This is a genomic window from Streptomyces sp. NBC_00820, assembly GCF_036347055.1.
In the GTDB taxonomy this organism is placed as follows: domain Bacteria; phylum Actinomycetota; class Actinomycetes; order Streptomycetales; family Streptomycetaceae; genus Streptomyces.
Genome location: NZ_CP108882.1, coordinates 102,102 through 123,973, shown reverse-complemented (window position 1 = coordinate 123,973; position 21,872 = coordinate 102,102). Strand labels below are relative to the sequence as shown.

Sequence of the window (21,872 nt, the reverse complement as noted above, 5' to 3'; positions counted from 1 at the left end):
TGTCCGTAAAGTGGTTGGGTCGTTGGGCTGTTCGTGGTGCGTCGTCATGAACTGACTGATGAGCCGTGGGCGGTGATCGAGCCGTTGCTAGCCCCTCCCCGGATGGGCCGTCCGGTGCGGGACCGCCGGCAGGTGGTGAACGGGATTCTGTGGAAGCTGTCCACGGGGGCGGCCTGGCGGGACCTGCCCGAACGCTACGGGCCGTGGAAGACGGTCTATGAACGCTTCCGCCGATGGTCCGCCGACGGCACCTGGGACCGCCTGCTGGCCCACGTCCAGCAGCATTGCGATGCCGTCGGCGTCGTCGACTGGACGATCGTGTGTGTCGACTCGACCACCGTGCGAGCCCACCAGCATACGGCCGGGGCCCGAGAAAGGGGCAGGACTGGCCGGGCGAGGCGCTCGGCCGGTCCCGCGGCGGGCTGACCACGAAGATCCATCTCGCCTGCGACGGCCGGGGACGGCCGCTGGCGTTCACGATCACCGGCGGGAACGTCAACGACTGCACCCAGTTTGAGCAGGTCATGGCCCGTATCCGCATCACCCGGTGCGGGCCCGGCCGGCCCAGGACCCGGCCCGACCAAGTGGCCGCGGACAAGGGCTACTCGTCCGTCAAGATCAGCGCTTACCTGCGCGGGCGGGGCATCCGGGCGGCGATCCCGGAACGGATCGACCAGATCAACGGACGCATCCGGCGAGGCGAGGGCCGCTGCCGGCTCGACCGGGCCGCCTACCGTCGCCGCAACGTCGTCGAGCGCTGCTTCAACCGGCTCAAGCACAACAAAGCCCTGGCCACTCGCTACGACAAGACCGCCACCATCTACCTCGGCGGACTCCACCTCGCCGCCATCTTCATCTGGTCGGCAAGGTGATCCGAAAGAAACGGCCTAGCTAGGCCGCTGGCCAGATGGTCATGTCGACATCCACGAAGCTCAGTCCTTTCCGGTACCACAGCGCGGTCGACTTCACCTGCTGCGCCGCCCGGCCGTTGCCCGGAAGACGATGCGGGACGACACGACTCGGATGCTCGTCAACCGTGCCCAGTTCGACAACTCCCACGAGACCCGGGACCGGATCCGCGAACGCACCTCGGCCGTCCGCGCGATCGAGCACACCATCGAGTACCTCGACCTGGTCGGCTCCTGCCACGACTTCGTGGCCACGCTTGGCCGCCTGGTCCCGCAGCTGCGGGGGCAGGAGTTCACCGAAGACGAGCGCGAGACCGTGCGCCGTCAGATCAGCCGGGTCCGCGCGGCGGCGGACTGGCTCGAAGGGGCCCTCGACAACGGAGAGTTCACTCTGTGACGAGCAGCTGGTCCGGCTGCTCAAGGGCGAGTAGGCCATGCCGCGACGCCGGGAGGCTCGGCCGCTGGCGGAGCACTACGGCGACCTGGTCCGCGTCGCCCTGATGGAAGCACGCCCCGCCAGCCTGCACACCTACCAGCTCATGGCCGCCACCCGCCTGACCCGTTCGCAGGTCGGCCGCGGCATCCGGCACGTCCGCGACGTCGTCGCCGCAGAAGACCTGACGCCGATCACCTGGACCCGGCAGGACGGGTCCATGTTCTCCGACGACCCCGCGGACTGGATCGAGTACGACAAGCGGCAGTTCCGGCAGATCCTCGGCCGCCTCACCCGTGTGATCACGGGCACGCTCGATCCGCACCTGGCCCGCTACCCCGACGACGAATGGGCCCAACTCGCCACCGCCCAGCTCACCGGCGTCCGCGCCATCTTCGCCCAGCTCTCCAAATAGCCCCCGACGCCGATCACCTCTGCCGAGCCCGCCATGTCCGCTGCTTCCCGTCGCCGCCGCTACCCGTCCGACACCTCTGTCTCTGAGTGGGCCCTGCTGAAGCCGTTGCTGCCGGTCCCGGCCTGCCAGACCAAGACCGGCGGGCATCCGGAGAAGTGGCCGCGGCGGGAGATCGTCGACGGCATCCGCTACATCGTCGACAATGGCGCGAAATGGCGGGCCTTGCCTGCGGACTTTCCCCCGTGGGAGACGGTTTACGGGTTCTTCTGGAGGTGGAACCGGGCCGGGATCGTCACCTACATCCGTGACCAGCTCCGCCGCCGGATTCGTACGGGCAAGGGCCGCTGCCCGCACCCGGTCACGCTGATCGTCGACTCCCAGTCGGTCAAGGGCGCCTCCACCGTCGGCCGCAACAGCCGCGGCTACGATGCCGCGAAGAAGATCAACGGGCGCAAACGACATATCACCGTGGACACGCTCGGCCTGCCCGTGATGATCACGGTGACGCCCGCCGACATCCAGGACCGCGACGCCGCCCGCGACGTGTTCTGGCGCCTGAGCCTGACCCAGCCGCAGATCACCCAGGTCTGGGCCGACCGCGGCTACGCCGGCGACCTCGTGGACTGCGCCCGCGAACGCCTCTGGCTCACCCTGCGCATCTTCTCCCGGCCCAAAGGCACCAAGGGCTTCCTCTGATTGGCGCCGACGCCCTTACCCTCGTCCCCTCCAGAGAAGTTGTAGACCTGCGACGGCGTGAGCCCTACCTACGCCTATGACGGCATCGGCGACACGACCACCCGCCCCAAGCTGGAACGCCCAGAGGAAATGTAGTGGGAGGCTCAATCGGCGTTTTCACCGATGGCCCGGTCGACCCCGGAAACGCCAGCGCTGGAAACTGTCACAGTGGAAAGTGCAGCGGAGGTGCCACGGTCGGGACCCTCTATGACTCCCAGGGCACCACGACCGCGGCTGGCGTTCCAATCCCCGGGCCAGTCCCGTATTTCAACCCGGTATGGGCTGATGACCCTGCGATGATGAGCTGGGCGAACGTCGCCGGCCGTGGACAGCAGAACTTCATCTTCGGTATGGGTATGCCCATCACTTCGCTTCTGGACATGGCGAGTGCCCTCTTCACCCCTGCCTGTGTGGTGGAAGGGCAGTGTCTCACTGACGAGTACAGGGCCTGGGGGGAAGAGCGCGGGCTTAGTCCCAACTCGAATTCTGCGGGCCTCGGGGCGGCGCTCGGAGCCTTCGGAGGAGGAGCCAAGGGCAAACTGCCCGTGCAAGAAGAAGTCCCGATGAAACCGGGATACAAGCCGGCTTCTTTTAACCCGGATGATCCCTATTCCGAAGAAAGCGTGAAGAAGCGGCAGGCGGACAACAAGGAACTCTACAAGCCTTCGACCGCCGATCGAGCCGGAGACCTCGGATACAAGACTGTCATCAAAGCGAGTAAAGCAGTGGATCAAGCGGGATTCTAGTCGCACGGGCAAGGCGTATACTTCAACGGCAAGAACTACATCACCCCGGATGTTGACGGACACAATGTCACGGATGGCTGGAAGATGTACAATTGCAGGGGACAGCGGATAGGTACTTATGACCAGGATCTCAACTACCTCAAGAAGTGACGATTTCTCCATCGAGTTGATTTCTCCGGGCGTCGGGAGGATCGTTGTCGGTGGATTCGGCGAAACCTTCCCGATAGATCTGACGTACTGGAATTCGTCACACTACGAGCAGAGTTGGTCCAGCGCACTGAATCGACTAGAGGGCGGGGATGTGGCGACGTCCTGTCTCGTTTCCTCCCTTTCGGATCCGGTGACGGCAAATTTCATCTCCTGCTGGCCGCTCTATCGAATTGGGGACGACGTCTTCGTTCAGAACTCCCTAGTATTTCTCGCCGAACTGAGCGAACCGTTCGATCCTGAGCAGCCGTGGCTGTCTATCGGGCCACGAGAGGTCGTCGACGAGGGCGGCAACGAAATCTCGGAATGGCGCGTCGATGTAGAAGCAGTGAGAAGATTCCGGTCGGCAGCAGGGGCGAACGGAATATGAGAGAAAGCCTGGCTGGACAAGTGCCACGTCTGGCCAGGCATCTCTAAGAGGTCGTTTCATCCTGTTGTTTTATCCCTGGATGCGGCTTTGGTGTGCTGGTGTCGGGTTTCGCTAGGGGATGGTGTTCTTTCCGGGGAGGTGGCGGGCCATCAGGTCGGTTATCGCGCGGTGGATCATGGCTTCGGAACGGTGTGGGTGGGTTTCGTAGTCGCGGGCCGGGCGGCGGTGGGGCATGAGCCAGTCGTAGGTCCGCTCCACTGCCCACCGTTTCGGAGTCGGGGTGAATCTCCTGCTCCCAGGGGTGCGTTGGGCGATTTCGAGGTCGATGCCGAGGGTCGCTGCGGGTTCGGCGAAGTGCTTGCGGTAGCCGCCGTCGACCCAGGCCTTGCGCAGGCTGGGGTGGTTGGCGGCAGCCTGTTGAAGGAGGATGCGGCCAGCCGCGGAGTCCTGGACGCCGGCCGCGGTGACCGGCACCGCCAGCAGCAGGTCGAGGGTGGCATTTTCAGCGCTGATGTTCCAGGGTGAGGGTGGCGGCGGTGATTGATGTGAGGCGGTTCGGGCTGCAGCGGGTCCGGCGGAAGATCCGCCAGGGCTTCAGTCTCGCGATGTTTCGTTCGACGGGCGCCCGGGTTGCCGACAGGGCTCGGTTGACTGTCAGCTGGGTGGGGGTGAGTTCCTTGAGGGGTGGGCGTTTGAGCGGGGTGGTCACCCAGGGGCCGGCTCCGGTGTAGGCGCGGTCGGCGAGGACTGGCACGCCCTGGCGTTCGCAGATCCGGATGATGTGGTGGGTGCGGGCTGCGGTGAGGTCGTGGGTGCGGCCGGGCAACGTGGTTGAGATCCGCAGCAGTTTGCCCTCGGGATGGGTCACGACCTGCACGTTCACTCCGTGACGGCGATGCTTCTGGGAGAAATCGGCTCGACTGTCACCGACGCGGTCGTACTCGGCGAGCGTGCCGTCGAGCACGACATACTCGGGATCGGCCTCCCGCAGGATTCGCAGCAGCCCGGGTGCCCGACGGGACAGGTGGTCGACGACGGTGGTGGCATAGGCGTGGGCGGTACCCACGGATATGCCGAAGCCCGCGGCGATCTGCGTGAGGGTGTCGTGCCGGGGGAGGTAGATCAGGCCGACGAGGGCCCGCTGGTGAGGCGGGAGTTTGCAGCGGCGGTCACCCTCACGAGTGACGATGAGCATGGTTACCCACTCGACCAGGGCGTGAGGCAGGTCGAGTGCGGCAGGATATGGGACCAACGAGGCTCCTGTGTTGATGAGTTGAGACGTCGAACACCTCTCTCAGCGGCACGGGAGCCTCGTGCGTTGCGGACCCAAGCCCGTCACCCGATCAGTGGCCACTCTGAAAGCGCTCACTTCTTCGGGTTGATGTCACCAACGCCGGGGGTGTGGCGGGAGGGCTGGAGGCGGGGGAGGAGGTTGTCGACCAAGTGGACACGGCGGGGTGTGCTGGTGCGGCCGGTCAACGGTGGACTTTGCCCGTCTCCGGTTCAAGGCCGCCACTGGGCGGTGCTGTGTCTCAGGAGGCGTGGATGGCGAGGGACTTCGTCATGGCCCGGTTCGCTCGGTGGTCGAGTCCGGGAATGTAGGACGAGTACGGCTCCTGCATGATCTGTGAACTGTTCGGCCCACCTACAGGCAGCCCCCGGCTACACCGCTTGCCTGCCCGGACCCGCAGCCTGGGCACGTCCTCGGAGACCGTCGGGTTCAGCGGGGCCCACCACCTGTCGAAAGGGTGGGTGCTCAAGGACGGAGGCCGGGCTGCCGTGAGGCCGCCGCCCCGGTGACGGTGCGGGACGGCTCAGCGGTCTTCCTGACCGCGAGGTGCGCACGGTTGGGTGTCCCGTTGGGTTCGTGTGTCGGCCGGGGTGTGAGGGGGCGTGTGCGGCCCTGGCCGGGCCGCGGCCGGCTCGCTGTGACGGCGTACGACCACGGGCGGGGTGGGCCGGGAGCCGGGGATGCGGATGCGGATGCGGGTCGTCAGCGGCCTGGCTGCCGGGCGGGGGCTGCCCGGGTAGGGTCCGGCGGCGGCCGGATCTTCGCCGTGGTCGGGGCAGTCGCTGCCCAGCGGGCAGATCACCGGGGCAGGAACGGGCGTGCGGAAGGGCTGCGCGGGGGCAGGCAGGACGCGGGGGGCGAAGAAGTCTCCGGAGCCGGGAGGTTCGTTGAGGGTGGTCATCGTCGCGGCGTTCAGAGCCGGCGCGGGATGTGATGGGGAGGCCTGGGGCCATGTCCGTGTGGTCTGCCGCCGTGGCAGAGGGGGCCGCACGCCGGGCACCCGCAGGGACAGGGTGGGGGTGTCCACTCCGCGATCCGGCGACGGACCAGGCCCGGGCCGGCGTAGTACCAGCGTGGGAGCATCCGCAGGGGCAGCGGGTGCAACGGCCTCTGAACGCGTGGCGGGTGCGCAGCTGGAGCACAGCAGTGAAGTCCACCCGCGTTCGCCGCTGTAACCGAAGGAGGGGCGGCGACACCGCGGACAGGCGAGCTCTCCACGGCGCTGCGCCTGGTCGACGAGGAGTTCTCGGCTCATCCGCGCGACGGCGTCCGCTTCGGGCGAGGCCGGGTCGGGCACGTGAACCGTGAGCTTGAGAGCGGGGGTCCTGCGTGAGGTCGACTCCATCTCGCTCATCAGCAACTGCAGGTCTCTGGGGGTGACACGGTCGTGGAAGACCAGACGCTGGGTGGTGTCGGGTCTGCGGGAGCGCAGGCGGCTGCTGCGCCGGTCGGCGTCCGCACGGTCCCAGGCCTTCGTCCACTCGGGCAGCTCGCTCCTGCGGACGTTGCAGGCCTCGGCGAAGGCCGCGACAAACGTACGGCTGGGCGTGGAACTGCCTTTGAGGACTCGGCCGACGGTGCTGTGCGGCAGCCGCCCGACGCCCCCCACCCGGGCATCGAGGGAGCGCAGCGGTGGCCGGCCGTCGTCGTGGTGCAGATCGACGAGCGCGGAGTGCAGATCAGCGAAGTCCTTGACGACACTGATGTGCACTCCGCTGCGGTGGCCGCCGACCACGCCCTGAGCACGGGCCTCGTCGCGCCGGGCGTGCTTCCACAGCCGCTCGGCTTCCTTCGTGCTGCGCTCGCAGGCCGCGGCGTAGGCCAGGACCACCGCCGGGTTCTGCGGCACGCTGCGCCCCGAGGCGGCGCGCGCGAGAGTGTCCGCACTGAACTCGGTACGAGAGGCGAGCTGTTCGTAGGTCAGTGCGGCAGCAGCTCTGCCCTCACGCAGCCAGGTCACCAGAGCACGCAGCGACCGACTGCACAGGGGAATCGCGTTCTCGCGGCGCGCCATCGCGGATCAGGCCTGCGCGGGCCGCGCCGTGACGGTGCGGGCGCGTCGCAGCTGCATCAGGAGGCGGTAGCCGAGGGAGAGTGCCTTGAGAGTCATGACGATCACGCCGGCGGCCGGCCAGCCGGCGGCGGCCAGGGAACCGGCGACGATGATGATCACGACGAGGACGACGGCCTCAGCCACGGTCAAAGGACGCGCTGTGCCGCAATTGGTGTTGTTCAACTTCATGACCTAACTGTTCGTTCTGGACTCAACATCTGCTACTGCGGGCGTACTTGCCGGTGGTGTGGGCGGTGCTGGTATGCCGGGGCGGTTGCCGCCACCCGCGGTGGTTAGCGATGTTGCAGCATCCCGGCCTCCAGCACTAACTGCCGGGAACGCATTCCGCAGATGTGTCCCTTTGACCGCGTGGACTCGGCGCGGACTTCTGTGAGGCATCGCGCCTGTTCGTGGGCGGTGACGCAAGCTTCTTTCCGCAGTTGCGTCCCATCTTTCAGGGACCGCGACTGTCACTGAGGGTGACAATCCGCAGGGATGTCCCGCGATCCACTACAGCTTCCGGACACGCCGCAACCCCTGTCACCGCAGCTCGGGGCGGCAATGCCCCTCCCCGTTCCCGCGCCCTCGTCCCGGCCTTGACCTTCGTGCCGACATGCCTGATGTTTGTGCGTGCCTGACTGCGCGCCTCACGGCCGCCAGTGGGCTCTCCGAAGTACTGCGGGCAACACAGCTACCCAGGAGACCGAGCAGCCCCGTTGCCGCGGGACACGCTCGACTGTTCTGGCGCCGCCCATCGCGGCGCCAGACCTTTCTGCGGACCCCGGCCCTGCCACACACCGACCCAGCTCGCCGAAGTCCCTTCCGACCCCCGGCCCCTGGCCCACGGCCCCTGGCCCCTGGCCCCTGGCCCCTGGCCCCTGGCCCCTGGCCCCTGGCCCACGGCCCCTGGCCCCTGGCCCCTGGCCCACGGCCCCTGGCCCCCCGACCCCTGGCCCACGGCCCCTGGCCCCCCGGCCCCTGGCCCCTGGCCCCTGGCCCACGGCCCCTGGCCCCTGGCCCACGGCCCCTGGCCCCTGGCCCCTGACCCACGGCCCCTGGCCCCTGACCCACGGCCCCTGGCCCCTGACCCACGGCCCCTGGCCCCTGGCCCCTGACCCACGGCCCCTGGCCCCTGACCCACGGCCCCTGGCCCCTGGCCCCTGACCCACGGCCCCTGGCCCCTGACCCACGGCCCCTGGCCCCTGACCCACGGCTTCCGTGGAGGTTCAAGAGCCTAAGAGCCCTCTGAAGTGCGAGTTCAGTGATCGTTCCGGAATCCGGTGATCGTCGAAGGATTCGCTATTGCCGGGTGGATCAGGCGGAGCGAGTCTGTGCTGGTCAGGTGGGTGTGGTGGTGTGGGGGAGTGAGGTGGGCCAAGAGCGCGGCTGCGGGCGTGGCCAGTGGTGACAGGCTGTTTGGCTGGCCTCGCGCAAGGAGGGTGATCTCTGCGAATCCGTGATCAGGAGGAGGACCTGGCAAGGTGCTCGTCGGACCGTTTCCCGGTGGGTGGCAGTGCCCGCTCCTGGGCTGTGGACACGACGTCAGCGAGGCCCGAGCGCCCGGTAGGTGAACTCCTGGGCGATGCCGCCCGGTTGCATCTGGGCGTCCAGGCGGTCGGCGACGCGGCGGGCCTGGACGAGGCATGGACCGACGGCATCCTGCCCGACCTGGGATCTCAGTACGGGGCCTTCGAGTTCTGTACGAGTGTGGGCTTCGCTGCCTGACCGCACGAGCTCCCGCGCACAACAGGGCGCTGTCTTTCGCCGTCTCCACGGCATGGCAGAAGGCCGACCTGGTCGCAGGTCGGCCCTCACGGTTGGGTCGGGTGCTGTCACGCACGCCGGTGCCCGAAGGTTCTGGCCCGTTTGGTAGGGAGGAGTCCGCAGCCGCCGGGGAGTTGGAACCTGTCATGGAGCGTCGCATCCCTGCCTACGGGGGTGCAAGCTCGCCGTGTCGAAGCTGGGTCGCAGGTGCATCAACTGTGCGGGGTTCCGTACACCGCGCGAGAATTTTGCAGGTCAGCAGGGCTGATCCGCGTGGATTGCTTACGGAGCCAGCTAACAGGACTGCTTAGAAGCTGTTGTCTTTTCGGGCGTGATCGGTGCGTTTTCGCTGGTCGGGGATAGCAGTGGTGATTCCGTGGGAGTCGTGGCCTGTCGGGTCGTCGTTCCCCGGGAGGTCACGGATGCCGTCGGTTGTCGGACTGCTGGAACAGCACGAGCTCGCCGCTCGTCGTCGAGTCGACGGGCTGCGGGAGGAGGCCGACTGCATCCAAGGCGAGCTGGCTGCGGCCGAGCGGGAATGGCAGGAGTGGGCGATCGCGCGCAGGCGGGTCGACACGGTGCTGGCTCCGGATAGCGGCGACACCGCCGGCACGGAGGCCACTGGCGATCGGCGGGATGCGGACGCGCCGACGGAACCCCGGGACGCGGCGAAGCCGAAGTCGCAGGTGCCGGCGTGGCGCCAGGGGCTGGCCTGGTCGGCGCTGTCGGTCGACTACCAGCGCATCCTCACGGCGCTCGCAGACCGGGACCGGCTCCATCAAGGGCCGCTGACCTGCCAGGAGATGGCCGCGTTGTTCGGCATGGACGTGGTGCCGGCGCGGGTGGAAGCACTGCGGTCGAAGGCGAAACGCCTGGTCGCGCGGGGGTGGCTGGCCGAGCGGCAGCCGGGCCGGTTCACCCTCGCGGCAGGCGTGAGCGGGCCAGGCGGCGCGTCATGAGCAGGGTCATCGACCAGTAGATCATCGCCTCGGCGCTGGTGGTGCGCCGCTCGAAGTCGCGCACCAGACGGCGGCTTCGCATCAGGTGGGCGAAGAGGCGCTCGACGATCCACCGCTTTGGCAGCACCACGAACCCCTTCTGGTCGTCGCTGCGTTTGACGATCGCCAGGACCAGGGTGAGCGTGGCCAGGCAGTACTCGACGAGGCTGCCGGTGTAGCCGCCGTCGGCCCAGACCAGTTCGAGGCGGTGGTGCACGTCGGCGACCTGCCCGAGCAGGACCTGGGCGGCGATGCGGTCGCCGGTGTCCGCGGCGGTGACCATCACGCCCAGCAGCAGACCGAGCGTGTCGACCACGACGTGCCGCTTGCGGCCGTTGATCAGCTTGCCGCCGTCGAAGCCCCGGCTGTCCCCACCGACGACGGCGTCCGCCTTGACGGACTGCGAATCGATCACCGCGGCCGTCGGCTCCGCATCCCGCCCCAACTCCTCGCGCACTCTCGCGCGCAACCGGTCGTGGGACTCCTTGACCAGCAAGTTGTCGCGCCAGCGGCGGAAGAATGCGTAAATGTGGTCCCACGGCGGAAAGTCGACGGGCATCGCCCGCCACTTGATCCCGTTGTCTACGAGATACCGGATCGCATCGAGCATCGCCCGGTGGCAGTACGCCTCCGGCCGGCCGCCCCGGCCACGCATCCAGCCCGGCACCGGCAGCAGCGGGCGGATGACGGCCCACTCCCCGTCCGTCATGTCAGTCGGACAGCGAGGCTGCCGCGTCCCGTTGTCAGCGGCGTTTCCGAACCGGTGAGCCAGGCAGTCACACTCCCAGGTGACCGCACTGGACTGCCCGGCCATCGGCACGCAAGACTGCTGCACCAGGGCCTCCTGCTGCTCGGTGATTCGACACCAACGAGCTGTTCAGGAGGCCCTGTTCGTATGCGCCCCAGCGTCCCGTGACCACCCGATCGGGACTCCCGTTCGACGCGCATCCCTCAAGATCGAAAAGACAACAGCCTCTAACCTCAGCCATTGAAGATCTCTAGCGGAAGATCTGCTCGATCCCGAAGACGAGTTGGTGGGCTTGGGGCCATCCGGCGTCGATGAAGGCGTCGCAGATTTCCCGCAGGGCGGTGAGGTTCTCCGGTGTGTGCAGGATGCTCCTGTGGTCGGCCAGGATGCGTTCCACGAATTTTACGCAGGTGCCCAGGCCCATCGGGTCCATGGTGTATCCGTCTTGTGTGCCAGCTTGTTTGATGATGTCGCGGATCGTCAGAAGAGCTTTTTGTGGGCGATGGTCGGTGATGTATTCGTAGATCTCGACCAGGTGGTGGGTGACGGGTGCTGCGGGAACCTGCGCCAGGATCTGGATCACTGGGTCGGCTTCGTCGACGAGCCTGACTTGGTCCGATGTGGGTGGTGTGCCTTCCCGGTCGATGGCTCCGCTGCCGGAGAAGAGCTGGAAGGCGATGCCGTCGAGCAGTTGAACTTCGGCTTTCAACTGCTCTTTCTCGCTGTCGGTGAGCTGGTCTGCGCGCCTGATCGCTTCCTGCGCCGAGCGGAGTGCCGGCTCGGCGAGCTCGTGCATGAAATCTAGGGCGCGCTTGCGGACGGCGGGGTCATTGTGGGTGAGAGCCTTCTGAGAGCGGAGTATGTGGAGGGAACTTGACCAGGCACTTTGCCCCGGCCAGCTATCGATCATTTGATTGAGTAGTGTTCTGGCCTCTGGCATGGCGTCATAGACCCAGAGAAGTGCTGCAACTGTTGCGCAGGTTGAGGCGGCAGACTCGCGGGCTTCGCTCGGGTTCACGCGAGCCGCTACTTGGGCGAGGAGTTGCGTGCCTCGGTGTCGGTCGCTCATGCGTAGGGCAGCTGCCTCGACCGTTGCGCTCAGGACGGCATCGTCCGATTCCTGCTGGGCGAGCAGTTCGAGGAGTTCCCAGGCGGTGTCCGGGGAGCTGCGTGCGACAAACGGTGCTGTTTTGGCGATGGTGTGCCGGATCTGTCCGACAGGGTCCGCAGAGAGCTCGAGGATCGCCTTGCCCACCTCCGCGGTGTAGTGCTCGGGCACCAGGCACAGCTGCCCGAGTCCACGGGCTGCCTCGGTGCGCGGGCCTTGCGGGATGAGCATGGTGTAGTTGGCGTTCTGATCTGTCGGCTCAGGACGTGGGCTGCTCTTCAGCGACAGCAGGATGGACCGGGCGTGGTCCAGGGCTGATGGCGGCGCCTGGATGGTGCGTGTCCAGATTTCGGCTGCCTTGGCCACGAGGGTTTCTGCTTCGTTGCGCACTGCTACGGAGGATGCCTGGACCAGAGCTGCCTCAAGCGCGGTGACGACCGGGACGCAGGAAGTGATCTCGTCCGGAGTCGGGGCGCCGTTGAGGTAGGTGTCGGTGAACCGGCGGACTTCGTCGCTCAGGATCTGTACGGTCTCGTCTGCAGGGTTGCCGCTGGCCGCGACCGGTGTCGGGTTCAGGCCGGCCCAGGCCAGATCGTCGTCCTCGTCGTCGTTATCGATGGCTGCGGCCTGGGGCTGGTGGTCGTGGGCCAAGGACTGATCGATGAGGTGTTCTGCCGAGAGCGCGTTGAGGAACATCCGGTACCGGCGATCCTCCCGGTCCCAGTCCTGGCTGCCATCGTCGGCGCTGAGGGGCTTCAGCGCGAGCACGGCTGCCTCCAGCCGGCCTGCTTCTGTAGCCCCGAGCGTGGGATGCAGTGCTCTTGTCAGTGTGGATGCGGGTCCGGCGAGCTCGGGGATGAGTAGCCTCGTCACGAGAGTTGCCGGATCGCTGAAGAAGGCATCGGCGAGGGCGGGATTGTGGGGCGCGGACAACAGGACACGCCGCCACACGACGGCAGCCTGAGGGGCTGCCGTCAACGCCTCGACCAGCTCCTGGGTTTGCGCGGCGGTGGCGTTCGACGCGAAGTCCTGAAGGGCGTTGAACAGGGCCGCCGGGTCGTCGTTCGCGTAGCTGGTGCCGAAGTCCGTCAGGTGTGAGCCGTCCTCCTGGATCGTGACTGCGTGGCTGTTCAAGATCATCTGATGTTCTGTCGGCTGGGTATGTCCGAGGGTGCTCAGCCGGGTGAGGATGGACAGTGCGCGTCGGGAATCGGTTCGCAGGAGGTCGGGGAAGTACTGGACTAGGGGATACTTGGCTGCGCCGAAGTCCTGTCGGCGGTTGGACAGCAACGTCAGGACGGCGCCTGAGCCCATCTGTGTGGTTTCGGAAGAGTTCTCTTCATGGCTGAGCGTTGTGACGTAGAGGTCTTCCACGAGTGCGGGCATTAGCCCTGTCAGCTGTTCGACCTCGTGGGTCAGGGCCACAAGGTCGTTGTAGCCCCGTTCCTGCAGTTGCGGTGGTTCCAGGGCGCGCCTGAGCAGAGTTTCGGTTGCCTGCGGATCGCTGGTAGCTGTCTGGATCACTGCGGGGATGGCCAGTCGCGCCCACAGAGTGGGTGGCTGAGTCCAGATATGTTCCAGCAGGCGCCGCGCGGCCAAGCCACACTGTTGCAGGGACGCCGTAGTGAGGATCGTGTGGTGGGATGCCAAGTCGGTGACCAGGACACCCAACGCGGAGCCGGCGTGCTCGGGTGTGTGGGAAAGCCGCTCAGCTGCATCCGCCCACACGCCCGGGTTCGCGAGACTGCCTTCTTTGATTCTGATGGAGACGACGACGGCGATCGCCCCCAGCAGTCGCTTCAGCTCCGCAGTGCTGTCTGGAACGCCGGCGAGCAGCGGTTCGATTTCTGCGGCGTTGCTGCAATTGCGGACCACGACGTCCGCGATCGCCGGTGCCGTCATGCTTGGCGATGGCGTGGCCATCAGCTCCAACGCAAGTGTGTAGAACGGGGCTGCCCCCTGTTTCCACGCCATCTGCAGGTACACGTCGATGCTGGGTCGGGCGAAGAGCAGCAGGTCCGGATCTGCCCGCAAGCACTCCGTCAGACCGTCGCTGAAGGAATCGAAGTAGACCGTCCCCACGGCGTAGTCGAACAGCACATGGTGCGCGAACTGAATCGGCCCACGCGCAGGGTTCCCCACGGTAAGCGGTACGCGGCTGAGAACGGATCGGGAAAGCAGGCTGTCCAGGACCGTGGCCGCGGCGATATCGCCCTCCAGCACTGTCTGGGCCGGTACAGCAAGTTTCCTCTCACGCGCCGTTGCCGCGCACAGTCGCACCAGCAGGGCTTCCCTGGCGGTGCCGCCGGCCCCGTCCGAAACGCGTGCCTGCCAGTAGCGGTCCAGCAGATCCGGCCTGCTGTCGATCCCGCGAAGATCTGATGCTGCCGAGCCTTCCAGCAGGAGTTCAGCAGCCAGGCGCAGATTGAAGGTGTTGAGCATCAGCCGTCGCTGCTGTTCGGAGGCCTGGTCCAGCAGGCTCCTCAGCGCCGGAAAGGCATCACTGACTTGTTTCACCTCGTCGTCTGTCAGGTCCTCCACCAGCACGGGGGCGCCTGGGAAAAGGGTGCGCAGGCGACTCGAGTGCTGTAGGTCCCATGTGCGGATTGAGGCAACCACTCGCCAGCGGGGCAGCTGTCGACTGACATTGTCGATGACTGTCCGCCACAGTCCGGCTGAGGCGTCCGCTCGTGCCGCGTCCAAAGCGTCGATGATCAATAGCCCGGTGCTGCCGGGAGACCACTCGGCCAGGACATCGACGAAGGAGTGCTGCAGCCCCAATTCCGTGCGAAGCTCACCAATGCTCTCAGCAGCAAGGCTACTGACCTGCATGAAGACCAATGGCCGGCCTTGAGCAGCTACCTCACGAGCCAACCCGTGCAGAACCACTGTCTTACCGGCCCCAGGTTCACCCACGAGGAGGAACGACTCGTCCTGTGAGCGCGCATCCAGCCCAGTCGTCATACTGCGCTCGATTGCCACCGGATCGTGCGGCGCGGGGATGGTGGTGAGCCCGTGGTCCAACTCGTCGAGAGCCTGCTTCGTGAACTTCGTCAAGAGCTCCACATCTGCGGTGAAATCCTTGATCGTGGCCAGTGCGATGGTGGCCGACGACAGTTTTTCCTGCAGCTGCGCCACGTCGGCGCCGGAATGCAGGATGGCCAATTGTGCGCAGGCACCGAGGAGCACGTTCCAGGCGGCCTCCGCTTGAGCGGCGTCGCTGAGTACGGTCATGCGCAGCAGCCCGAGAGCCTCGCGCTCTGCCTGGCCGCCGGACTCTACATCCAGGGTCCAGACGTAGCAGCAGGCCAAGAATGCCCGGAGCTCGGCAGCCGACGGCGCTGTGCCTCGCTGCTTCTCCCACTGCCGGCGGACATGCGCCACGAACGTGTTGTGAGCGGCGACCTTGGTGGCGTTGAGGCCCAGGGAGGTCACGTCTTTTTCGACGGGCTCGCCACGGAGCCGGTCCAGGGCTTGGGCGAGATCGACTCTCACCGTTCCTGATGCCTCGGAGGACGTGACGAGGACCAGACGTTCATGCGCGTGGCCGGGCAGCAGGTGCTGCTGTACGAACTGTGCGGCCGTCTTGGCCATTTCGCTAGTTGCCCGGATAGACATGCCGATGGTCCGTTTTGCCTGCAGGACCAGGGTGATCCCATCGGAGGTGTCTACCCGGCAGTCATCGACGGGCTCCCCGGTTTCGCACGCAACTTGCTGCACCGACCCGGTCCACAGGCCCCGGACGGCGGGGGCAGCCGTGCCAGCCAAGGAGGTAACAGCAAGCCACGCTGCCACGCGATGCTGGTAGTCGAAGCCTCCCGCTCCGGCGCTGCCACCGGCATCCGACCTCGCTGCCTTGCTCGCAGTCACTGGCGGTCCCCTCGCTTCGGCTGGCTGAGAGAGAAACCTACCGGCCCCGTCCGACAATCAGAGTGAACCCGGCTCATCGGCATGACCGGAGCTGATAATTGGTGCGGTGAGGGGCCCTGTAGTCCGCCATTGCCGTGTGCGAGTGACGTTTGGCGTGGATGTCACCTGGGGGGGATGAATGCTCGCGTGAACCCACGGCCGGTCAGCACCGTGGTGGTTACGGTCCGGGGATGGATCCAGGGTTCATGGCGGAGCGGGCGATCGACCCGTCCACCAGTGCAGCGCGGTGGGTGGTCGCTGACAGCCTTACGTTGGAGTTGCATCTGGAGGCGTCGGTGTTCATCACCTCGCTGCGGGCGCGGGACCTCTCGCCGAATACCGAGCGGGCCTACGCGGGGCGGGTCGCATTGTACCTGAGCTACTGCAGTGGCCAGCGCCTGGACTGGCGGATGCCGAGCTTCCTGTCGTTGTCGGGGTTCCAACGCTGGCTGGTCACTGAGCCGCTGCCGCCGCGCGGGCATCGGGCGCGGGCGGGCAGGCCGGTGGTGCGTTCGCAGAACACGGCGAACGCGGTGATGACTGCGGTGGCTTCCTTCTTGCGGTTCTGCGTGGCGAACGGCTGGGTACAGCCGAGTGTCGCCGGCCTGCTGTCGCAGCCCAAGTACCTGATGCAATGTCCCAGCCGGCTACGACGCTGGGAAGCGCGACCAGTTCCGCACCATCGACGCCGCGGCGTTCCGGTTCCGGGTGACCGAGCCGGGCTACCAGGACCTGGCGCCGACCCAGATTGCCGAGATGATCGCCCTCGCGCCGCGGGCACGGGACCGGTTCCTCATCGCACTGCTGGCCTGCATGGGCCTACGGATCGGCGAGGCCCTCGGACTGCACGGCCAGAGTGCGGTCGCAGCTTCGACAACGCCCCGCCCTCAGATCCAGGGTCCGGTAAGCCGGTTGTCCTGATCCGCCCCCGAGTCAGCTTGGCCCTGGGATGATCAGGCCGTTACTGGACAGCAGCGAAAGGTGAGGGGGAGCGCGGTGTGGGACTACTCGGAACTCAGCGCGGAGGCACGCAAGCTAGGAGGCCCTGATGCCCTACGGGCAGCCTACGTCCAGCTCGGGCGGCGGCTAGGCCAGCGGCGAGCCTTCATTCTCGGTGCCCTTGCCGTCGGCGTGCCGGTGGCTGGGTGGAAGGTCTTGAAGGACTACCGCGACCGCCGCGCCGTCGCCGCTTCCCAGGCCACGGTCGTGACCTCCGAGGCCGCGCCCGCGACGGAGGAGGCCGTAGTCGCCGAGGCGGAGGCTGTACTCACGGCCGTCGACGTCACGCCGGTGGTCGATGAGCCGGAGCCGGAGCCCGCCGCCGAGTCCTCACCCTCGGCCACCGCAGCCCAGTCCACCCCAGCGGCCGGCGGACCATTCAGCGCGTAGGGGCGCGAACGCCCCAGCGCTGACTGCTGGGAAGGGCCACGCTAGGACTCCTCGGCCCTCCCTCGCGCAGTGCGCCGGCCACCCGACCGGGGCCTCCCGGTACGGGCGCAGCTTCGGCAGCAGCTCGGTGAGCGGGGGAGGACGCTAGTAGCCTCGCCTACTCCTCTGACAAATCCGCTAACGATCACTAGGACCTGTCCGGTCGATCATGTTCGGAGCCAGATGGTGAGGGCTGCAGCGGTTACGGTGCCGAGGTAGACGTAACGGCGCTTGTCATAGCGGGTGGCCACCGCCCGGTGCTGCTTCAGACGGTTGATGGCCCGCTCGACGGTGTTGCGTTTCTTGTACCGCTCTTCGTCGAAGCCCGGTGGCCGTCCGCCGCTCGACCCTTTGCGTAGGCGGGCGGCCTGGCTGTCGGTCTTCTCGGGAATCGTGTGCCGGATGCCCCGTTGCCACAGATAGCCGCGGCAGGGCCCGTTGCTGTAGGCCTTGTCGGCCGCGACGCTGTCCGGCTTCTTGCGCGGCCTGCCCGGCCCGAGCTTCGGGACGCGGATCTTCTCCAGAACCGGCTTGAACTGCGTGCAGTCCGCCCCCTGACCTGGCGTGACGACCAGGGACAGCGGGCGACAGCGGCCGTCCGCACTCAGGTGGAGCTTAGTGGTGAACCCGCCTCGCGAGCACCCGAGGCTCTCACCTCCCGCACTACCTCCACCAGGCGGGCGTGCAGGCTCTGCCACGGCGTTTCGACCTGATGTCCTGGCTCTTCGGCCCCCTTTGACGCGAGGGGCGGCGGGTCGGTGAGGGCGCCCGCCGCATGCTGATGCGCCCGCACGATGGTGGAGTCGACCGAGACGTCCCAGTCAATCTCCCCGACCGCGTCGGCCTGGGCCTGGACCTGTTGGAGCAGACGCTCCCACGTCCCGTCGGCCGACCACATCCGGTGCCGTTCGTAGACGGTCTTCCATGGCCCGACCCGTTCGGGCAGGTCACGCCACTGCACGCCGGTCCGTGCCCGGTGCAGAATCCCGTCGATCACCTGCCGGTGATCCCGCCACCGGCCACAACGCCTGTTGCTGACCGGCAGGAACGGCCGCAGCCGTGCCCACTCGGCATCACTCAGATCACCCCGCCCCATGACAGGAAGAACGACCAGACCACATGCCGGTCACAAGATCACACGAACCCTGCTCCCTACTCCGCGACGAAGGGTGCGTATCCGACCGGGACCTCGCTCACCTGAAGGTCCGAGAAGAGCAAGGTCAGGTTGTGTGCGTTGGTCTCAATGCGTACCTCATGGAAGTCGATCCCGAGGGCCTTCGACCAGCGGCGGGTCTCCTCCGACTCAGGAAGGAGCTTGGCTCCCGGGTACAGGCCGTGCCACTTCACGCCCCAGACGTATCCGTCGAGGTCGATACCGGTTTCGTGGTCGATGAGCCGGTCGTCCAAAGAGATCCGCCAGGTCTCCGCCGGCACCGACGTCTCGCATCGGGCCTCGACGCAGTACCGGAAGAGATACCGCAGGTGGGACGGCGTGATACCGGTACGGGGATCAGCCGTCGCGTAGACGATTACCTCGTAGTCGCGCATGTAGTTGGTGTATCCGTGGTGGACGACAGCGTGATCGAAGGTCTCGTCCAGCATCTGTTCAAGTACGGCGGTATCCATGCCGTCCTTCTACCTCACTCGACGAGACCTTCAACAACGAGATCACGGGCGTCAGACACCGTCACCTCAAAGATCGACCGGACAGGTCCTAGGTGAATGGTGCGCTGACATGTGTATCTAGTGATCGTTTCAGGATCTCTTGCTGCGGTGTGGCAATGGATCTGACCTGAGGTTTCCTGGGGCAGTTGGCATGCAGGCAGGCTCTGAGGTGCAGATTTAGTGATCGTTTCGGAGCATGGTGATCGGCTCTGGATTTCGTTATGGCTGCGTGGCCTGGGCGGCTAGGTTTGTGCTGGTCAGACATCCGATGGCGCATCTACGACGGTTGCCGATGTGCGAGCTGAGGATCGATCGCTCTTTCGTGGCGCAGGTCGCCGTCTGCTCGCCGGTGCCTGGGATTCTGGCGCCTCCACCTGAACGCGGGGGCGGAGGCCTGTGGACGACCGTGGCCGAAGGGCTGTGAGGAGGCGGGAAGCCGCGCCCACCGCGCGAGAGTTGCCCCGATCGTTCGGCTGGCTACGTCGGCTTGGACTGGCTGCGTGTGCGACTCCACCAGCGCCTCTTGTGCTGCTCTCGCCAGTGGGACAGCCGGTTGTCGACCGAGACGGTGTACGGATGGTCGGCGCCGAACGTTGTCCGGCAGCCGGTGAGGGATCGCTTCAGCAGGGCGGTGGCCGCCGACCTGTCGCCCCGGGACCAGTACAGGACGGCGAGTTTGACTTGGCATTCCAGGGTCGCGGGGTCTCCAGGCCCCAACAGCCGTGCGCGAACAGCAACGGTGTCCTCCAGCAGTGCAGAGGCATGGACGCGCCCACGGCCAACCGTAGAGGGCTCCTGTCGTTCACGGGCCAGACGCTCGTCCTGGTGGGCAAAGTCCTCCTGCAGGAGCGTGAAGGCATCCTTGTGACGGTGCGCGAGGAGGCAGGCCCATGCGAGATCGCGTCGAGCGACGAGGGTCATGGGGTGAGCGCGGCCCAACAGTTGCTCGCTGATGCCGATCAGCTGCTGCCCGTAGGGAACTGCAGTGGCAAGGCCGACACTGATCAGACTGCGCAAAGTCCAGCGCAGGAGGTAATGGCCTTCGACATTCCACAGCAGGTCCCCGGCGCAGGCATCGACGCTGTCGATGTTGGTGCGCAGCACGGCTGTCGTCTCACGGTCGAACCACGGGACCTCGTCGCACAGTTCCCTCAACGAGTCGACGGCGGTTTTCACCACCGCCTGCACCGTGGCGTCGGGAGTGCACTCGCGTACGGCTCGTGCGGTCAGGGCGTGCAGCCGCACCGCGCGGGAACCAGCCTGAGCGTGATCGGAGAGCAGGCCGTAGCGGTGCAGAAGTCGCAGGGCTGCCCGCACCTGGTCAGGATCAACGGCGGCGGTAACTCCGTTGGGAGGTGCGGTGCGTTGGGTATCGAGGTAGTGGGTGACGGCGTCGCTGGCCCACAGGGAACGGGGGTGTCCGGCCGGGTCCAGAACGGCGGCCAGACGCATGACCGGAACAGCCAGGCCGACGGGCTCGCTCGCTTGAGCGACATCCAATGAGAGCAGAAGAGCCGCGGCGACCTGCCGCCCGTAGCCCTCGGTGTCTGCCGTGCGTGGCAGTAGGTCGTCCAGGCGTGCTGTGCTGCCGTTGAAGCGGTGCAGATACTCCGTACAAGGGACGTCTTCGTTGACCATGTAGGCGGCCGCGTGTGACAGAGCCAGCGGCAGGTAGCCCAGTGCTGCGGCCAGTTCACCGGCCTGAGAGTCCATGAGATGGGCAGCGTGCGCCGAGTCGAGCCGCTCGTGCAGATAGGCCTCGGCCTCTTCCGCGCTGTAGGTGTCGATGTCCACCACGGCTCGGCCGCCGCCGGACAGCACCGCGTCGTGGCGGCGGGTCGTCGCCACGACGCGGCCGCAACCGAAAGCGGAGGACGGCGGCCACCACTTCTGCATGGCCTCTGGATCGGTGAGGTCGTCAAGGACGAGCAGCCACGGGCGTCGGGTGGTCGCCAGCCACTGAAGGAACACTCCGGCGTCGGACTCAGCACTCTTGCCCAGAAGGTGTTCCGCCGCCGCTTCCACGACGTGTGCGGCGTGCGCGTAACGTGCGATGACCTGCTCGATGTCACTGGCGTCGACCCACACCACCAGGTCGATGCCGTCTTCCAGGGCCTGGTGGGCGTAGGCGGCAGCGAGTTGGGTCTTGCCCACGCCCCCGCCGCCGGACAGGACCTGGGCCAGCACCACCGTGGTATGGCCTGCCCTGGCCTGATCGATCCGATCGCGCACCAAAGACCGGTCCTGGAACGCAGATGCAAGCACGGGTACCGAGCCCAACCGGACGGGCCAATGCAACGGCTGGCGCGGCGGGGGAGCGGAGACCAGCACTTGGCTGACATTGCCACTGATGGCCACCGCATGGGCGGCCGCGGCGATCGCATCGCCTGACCGTTCCACCCGCACGGCCCGGCCATCCGCCTGGGGGCCCGGGCCGCGGTAGCCGCTCAGCGCATCGCCGCCACCCGTGGCGACGGCATCACCGCTCTCGCTGACGCTGACGGGCGGCGCCGTTTGCTCGGTGCCGTCCTGGCCACGGGTCGGGCGCCTCACCCGGAACCGTTTCATCGGCCCTCTCACCATCCACCCCGCCGCCATGGCAGCCTTAGCCGGTGTAGTCGATGCCGGTGCCGGCCCTGCTTCCCTGCCCGCGGGCGCTCGCATCCCCGCTCTGCTCCACACTCCCCTCTCCGCTGCCTCCATGACGACGGCGAATGCCGGTGTGGGCCTCTCCGCCGCCGTACGCTTCAGCCCGCCCCGTCCGTGTGACGGTGTCCCGTGCCCGTGCGGCTGGCTGGATCCAGGCCCACAACAAGGCGCACACCCCTGTGGCGCCCTGCACCGAAGCCCCCACCATCTGCCCGGCATTCGGCCCATCGAGCAGCCAGAAAGCGGGAGTTGAGGCGATAACGGCCACAGCGGCAACCGTCACCGTGACTCTGCGCCCACGCGACATGTCCATCCCTCTCTTACCGTGCGCCACCTCTTGCAGCTCCCGAACCCCGGCAACCAGCGGTCACGGGATGAAGGACGGTTCCTGCGATCACAGCAGTTCCCGTAGTACCCGACGCATGATGTGGCTTTCGGTCACGAT

General features: G+C 66.9%; 18 protein-coding genes and 2 pseudogenes. 10 read left to right on the top strand and 10 right to left on the bottom strand.

Going from position 1 to position 21,872, the window contains the following annotated elements:
* Positions 1-36: 36 nt before the first annotated feature.
* From OIB37_RS00460 to OIB37_RS00430, 7 genes and pseudogenes are all read left to right on the top strand, one after another.
* A protein-coding gene (locus OIB37_RS00460; protein ID WP_443058098.1) for an IS5 family transposase occupies positions 37-872 on the top strand; the annotation gives its coding sequence in 2 pieces (ribosomal slippage) (positions 37-373 and positions 373-872; 837 coding nt in all).
* A 130-nt stretch (positions 873-1,002) separates the two neighbouring features.
* On the top strand, positions 1,003-1,305 hold the full coding sequence (locus tag OIB37_RS00455; protein WP_330455493.1) for a DUF6192 family protein: 303 nt from the start codon (positions 1,003-1,005) through the stop codon (positions 1,303-1,305).
* 37 nt (positions 1,306-1,342) lie between these two features.
* Positions 1,343-1,756: a hypothetical protein gene (locus OIB37_RS00450; RefSeq protein WP_330455492.1), complete on the top strand. Its 414-nt coding sequence runs from the start codon at positions 1,343-1,345 to the stop codon at positions 1,754-1,756.
* Positions 1,757-1,789: 33 nt separating this feature from the next.
* Positions 1,790-2,449: pseudogene (locus OIB37_RS00445) on the top strand (IS5 family transposase); the annotation flags it as partial.
* 341 nt (positions 2,450-2,790) lie between these two features.
* Positions 2,791-3,237: a hypothetical protein gene (locus OIB37_RS00440; protein ID WP_330455491.1), complete on the top strand. Its 447-nt coding sequence runs from the start codon at positions 2,791-2,793 to the stop codon at positions 3,235-3,237.
* A 39-nt stretch (positions 3,238-3,276) separates the two neighbouring features.
* Complete coding sequence (locus OIB37_RS00435) at positions 3,277-3,387, top strand: hypothetical protein (RefSeq protein ID WP_330461739.1); 111 nt, start codon at positions 3,277-3,279, stop codon at positions 3,385-3,387.
* Positions 3,356-3,814: a hypothetical protein gene (locus OIB37_RS00430; protein WP_330455490.1), complete on the top strand. Its 459-nt coding sequence runs from the start codon at positions 3,356-3,358 to the stop codon at positions 3,812-3,814. The genes OIB37_RS00435 and OIB37_RS00430 overlap by 32 nt, the downstream gene beginning before the upstream one ends.
* 111 nt (positions 3,815-3,925) lie before the next feature.
* Here the strand turns inward: OIB37_RS00430 and OIB37_RS00425 are convergent.
* The 4 genes and pseudogenes from OIB37_RS00425 to OIB37_RS00410 all read right to left on the bottom strand — a co-directional run.
* Positions 3,926-4,309 (bottom strand): annotated as a pseudogene (locus OIB37_RS00425) (transposase); the annotation flags it as partial.
* A 7-nt stretch (positions 4,310-4,316) separates the two neighbouring features.
* Positions 4,317-5,066: a transposase family protein gene (locus OIB37_RS00420; protein WP_330455489.1), complete on the bottom strand. Its 750-nt coding sequence runs from the start codon at positions 5,064-5,066 to the stop codon at positions 4,317-4,319.
* 562 nt (positions 5,067-5,628) lie between these two features.
* Positions 5,629-7,065: a helix-turn-helix domain-containing protein gene (locus OIB37_RS00415; RefSeq protein WP_330455488.1), complete on the bottom strand. Its 1,437-nt coding sequence runs from the start codon at positions 7,063-7,065 to the stop codon at positions 5,629-5,631.
* Positions 7,066-7,125: 60 nt separating this feature from the next.
* Positions 7,126-7,302: a hypothetical protein gene (locus OIB37_RS00410; RefSeq protein ID WP_330455487.1), complete on the bottom strand. Its 177-nt coding sequence runs from the start codon at positions 7,300-7,302 to the stop codon at positions 7,126-7,128.
* 1,359 nt (positions 7,303-8,661) lie between these two features.
* Between OIB37_RS00410 and OIB37_RS00405 the strand changes: the two genes are divergently transcribed.
* Together OIB37_RS00405 and OIB37_RS00400 are read left to right on the top strand one after the other, a co-directional pair.
* On the top strand, positions 8,662-8,883 hold the full coding sequence (locus OIB37_RS00405; protein ID WP_330455486.1) for a hypothetical protein: 222 nt from the start codon (positions 8,662-8,664) through the stop codon (positions 8,881-8,883).
* A gap of 461 nt (positions 8,884-9,344) precedes the next feature.
* Entirely contained in the window at positions 9,345-9,881 is a 537-nt protein-coding gene (locus tag OIB37_RS00400) for a hypothetical protein (RefSeq protein WP_330455485.1), read from the top strand.
* On the opposite strand, the gene OIB37_RS00395 is transcribed toward OIB37_RS00400, so the two are convergent.
* The 3 genes from OIB37_RS00395 to OIB37_RS00385 all read right to left on the bottom strand — a co-directional run bounded on the left by OIB37_RS00395 (position 9,838) and on the right by OIB37_RS00385 (position 16,307).
* Positions 9,838-10,629, bottom strand: coding sequence for an IS5 family transposase (locus OIB37_RS00395; RefSeq protein WP_330455484.1), 792 nt, complete (start codon positions 10,627-10,629; stop codon positions 9,838-9,840). The two genes, OIB37_RS00400 and OIB37_RS00395, sit on opposite strands and share 44 nt — an antisense overlap.
* A gap of 289 nt (positions 10,630-10,918) precedes the next feature.
* Entirely contained in the window at positions 10,919-15,646 is a 4,728-nt protein-coding gene (locus tag OIB37_RS00390) for an ATP-binding protein (protein ID WP_330455483.1), read from the bottom strand.
* 418 nt (positions 15,647-16,064) lie between these two features.
* The gene (locus tag OIB37_RS00385) at positions 16,065-16,307 is read right to left on the bottom strand and encodes a hypothetical protein (protein ID WP_330455482.1); all 243 of its coding nucleotides are present in this window, start codon (positions 16,305-16,307) and stop codon (positions 16,065-16,067) included.
* A 533-nt stretch (positions 16,308-16,840) separates the two neighbouring features.
* Between OIB37_RS00385 and OIB37_RS00380 the strand changes: the two genes are divergently transcribed.
* A complete protein-coding gene (locus OIB37_RS00380) occupies positions 16,841-17,074 on the top strand; it encodes a hypothetical protein (protein ID WP_330455481.1) in 234 nt (77 codons plus the stop codon).
* A gap of 206 nt (positions 17,075-17,280) precedes the next feature.
* Here OIB37_RS00380 and OIB37_RS00375 read toward each other — a convergent pair.
* From OIB37_RS00375 to OIB37_RS00365, 3 genes are all read right to left on the bottom strand, one after another.
* Positions 17,281-18,209, bottom strand: a protein-coding gene (locus tag OIB37_RS00375) for an IS5 family transposase (RefSeq protein ID WP_443058097.1) whose coding sequence is annotated in 2 segments (ribosomal slippage) — positions 17,281-17,876 and positions 17,876-18,209 — 930 coding nt in all. Because the reading frame shifts where the segments join, the coding sequence is not laid out codon by codon here.
* Between the two features lie 56 nt (positions 18,210-18,265).
* Positions 18,266-18,739, bottom strand: coding sequence for a YxiG-like protein (locus OIB37_RS00370; protein ID WP_330455480.1), 474 nt, complete (start codon positions 18,737-18,739; stop codon positions 18,266-18,268).
* 516 nt (positions 18,740-19,255) lie between these two features.
* Positions 19,256-21,346 (bottom strand): tetratricopeptide repeat protein, encoded by a 2,091-nt coding sequence (locus OIB37_RS00365; protein WP_330455479.1) that lies wholly within the window; start codon positions 21,344-21,346, stop codon positions 19,256-19,258.
* Positions 21,347-21,872 lie beyond the last annotated feature (526 nt).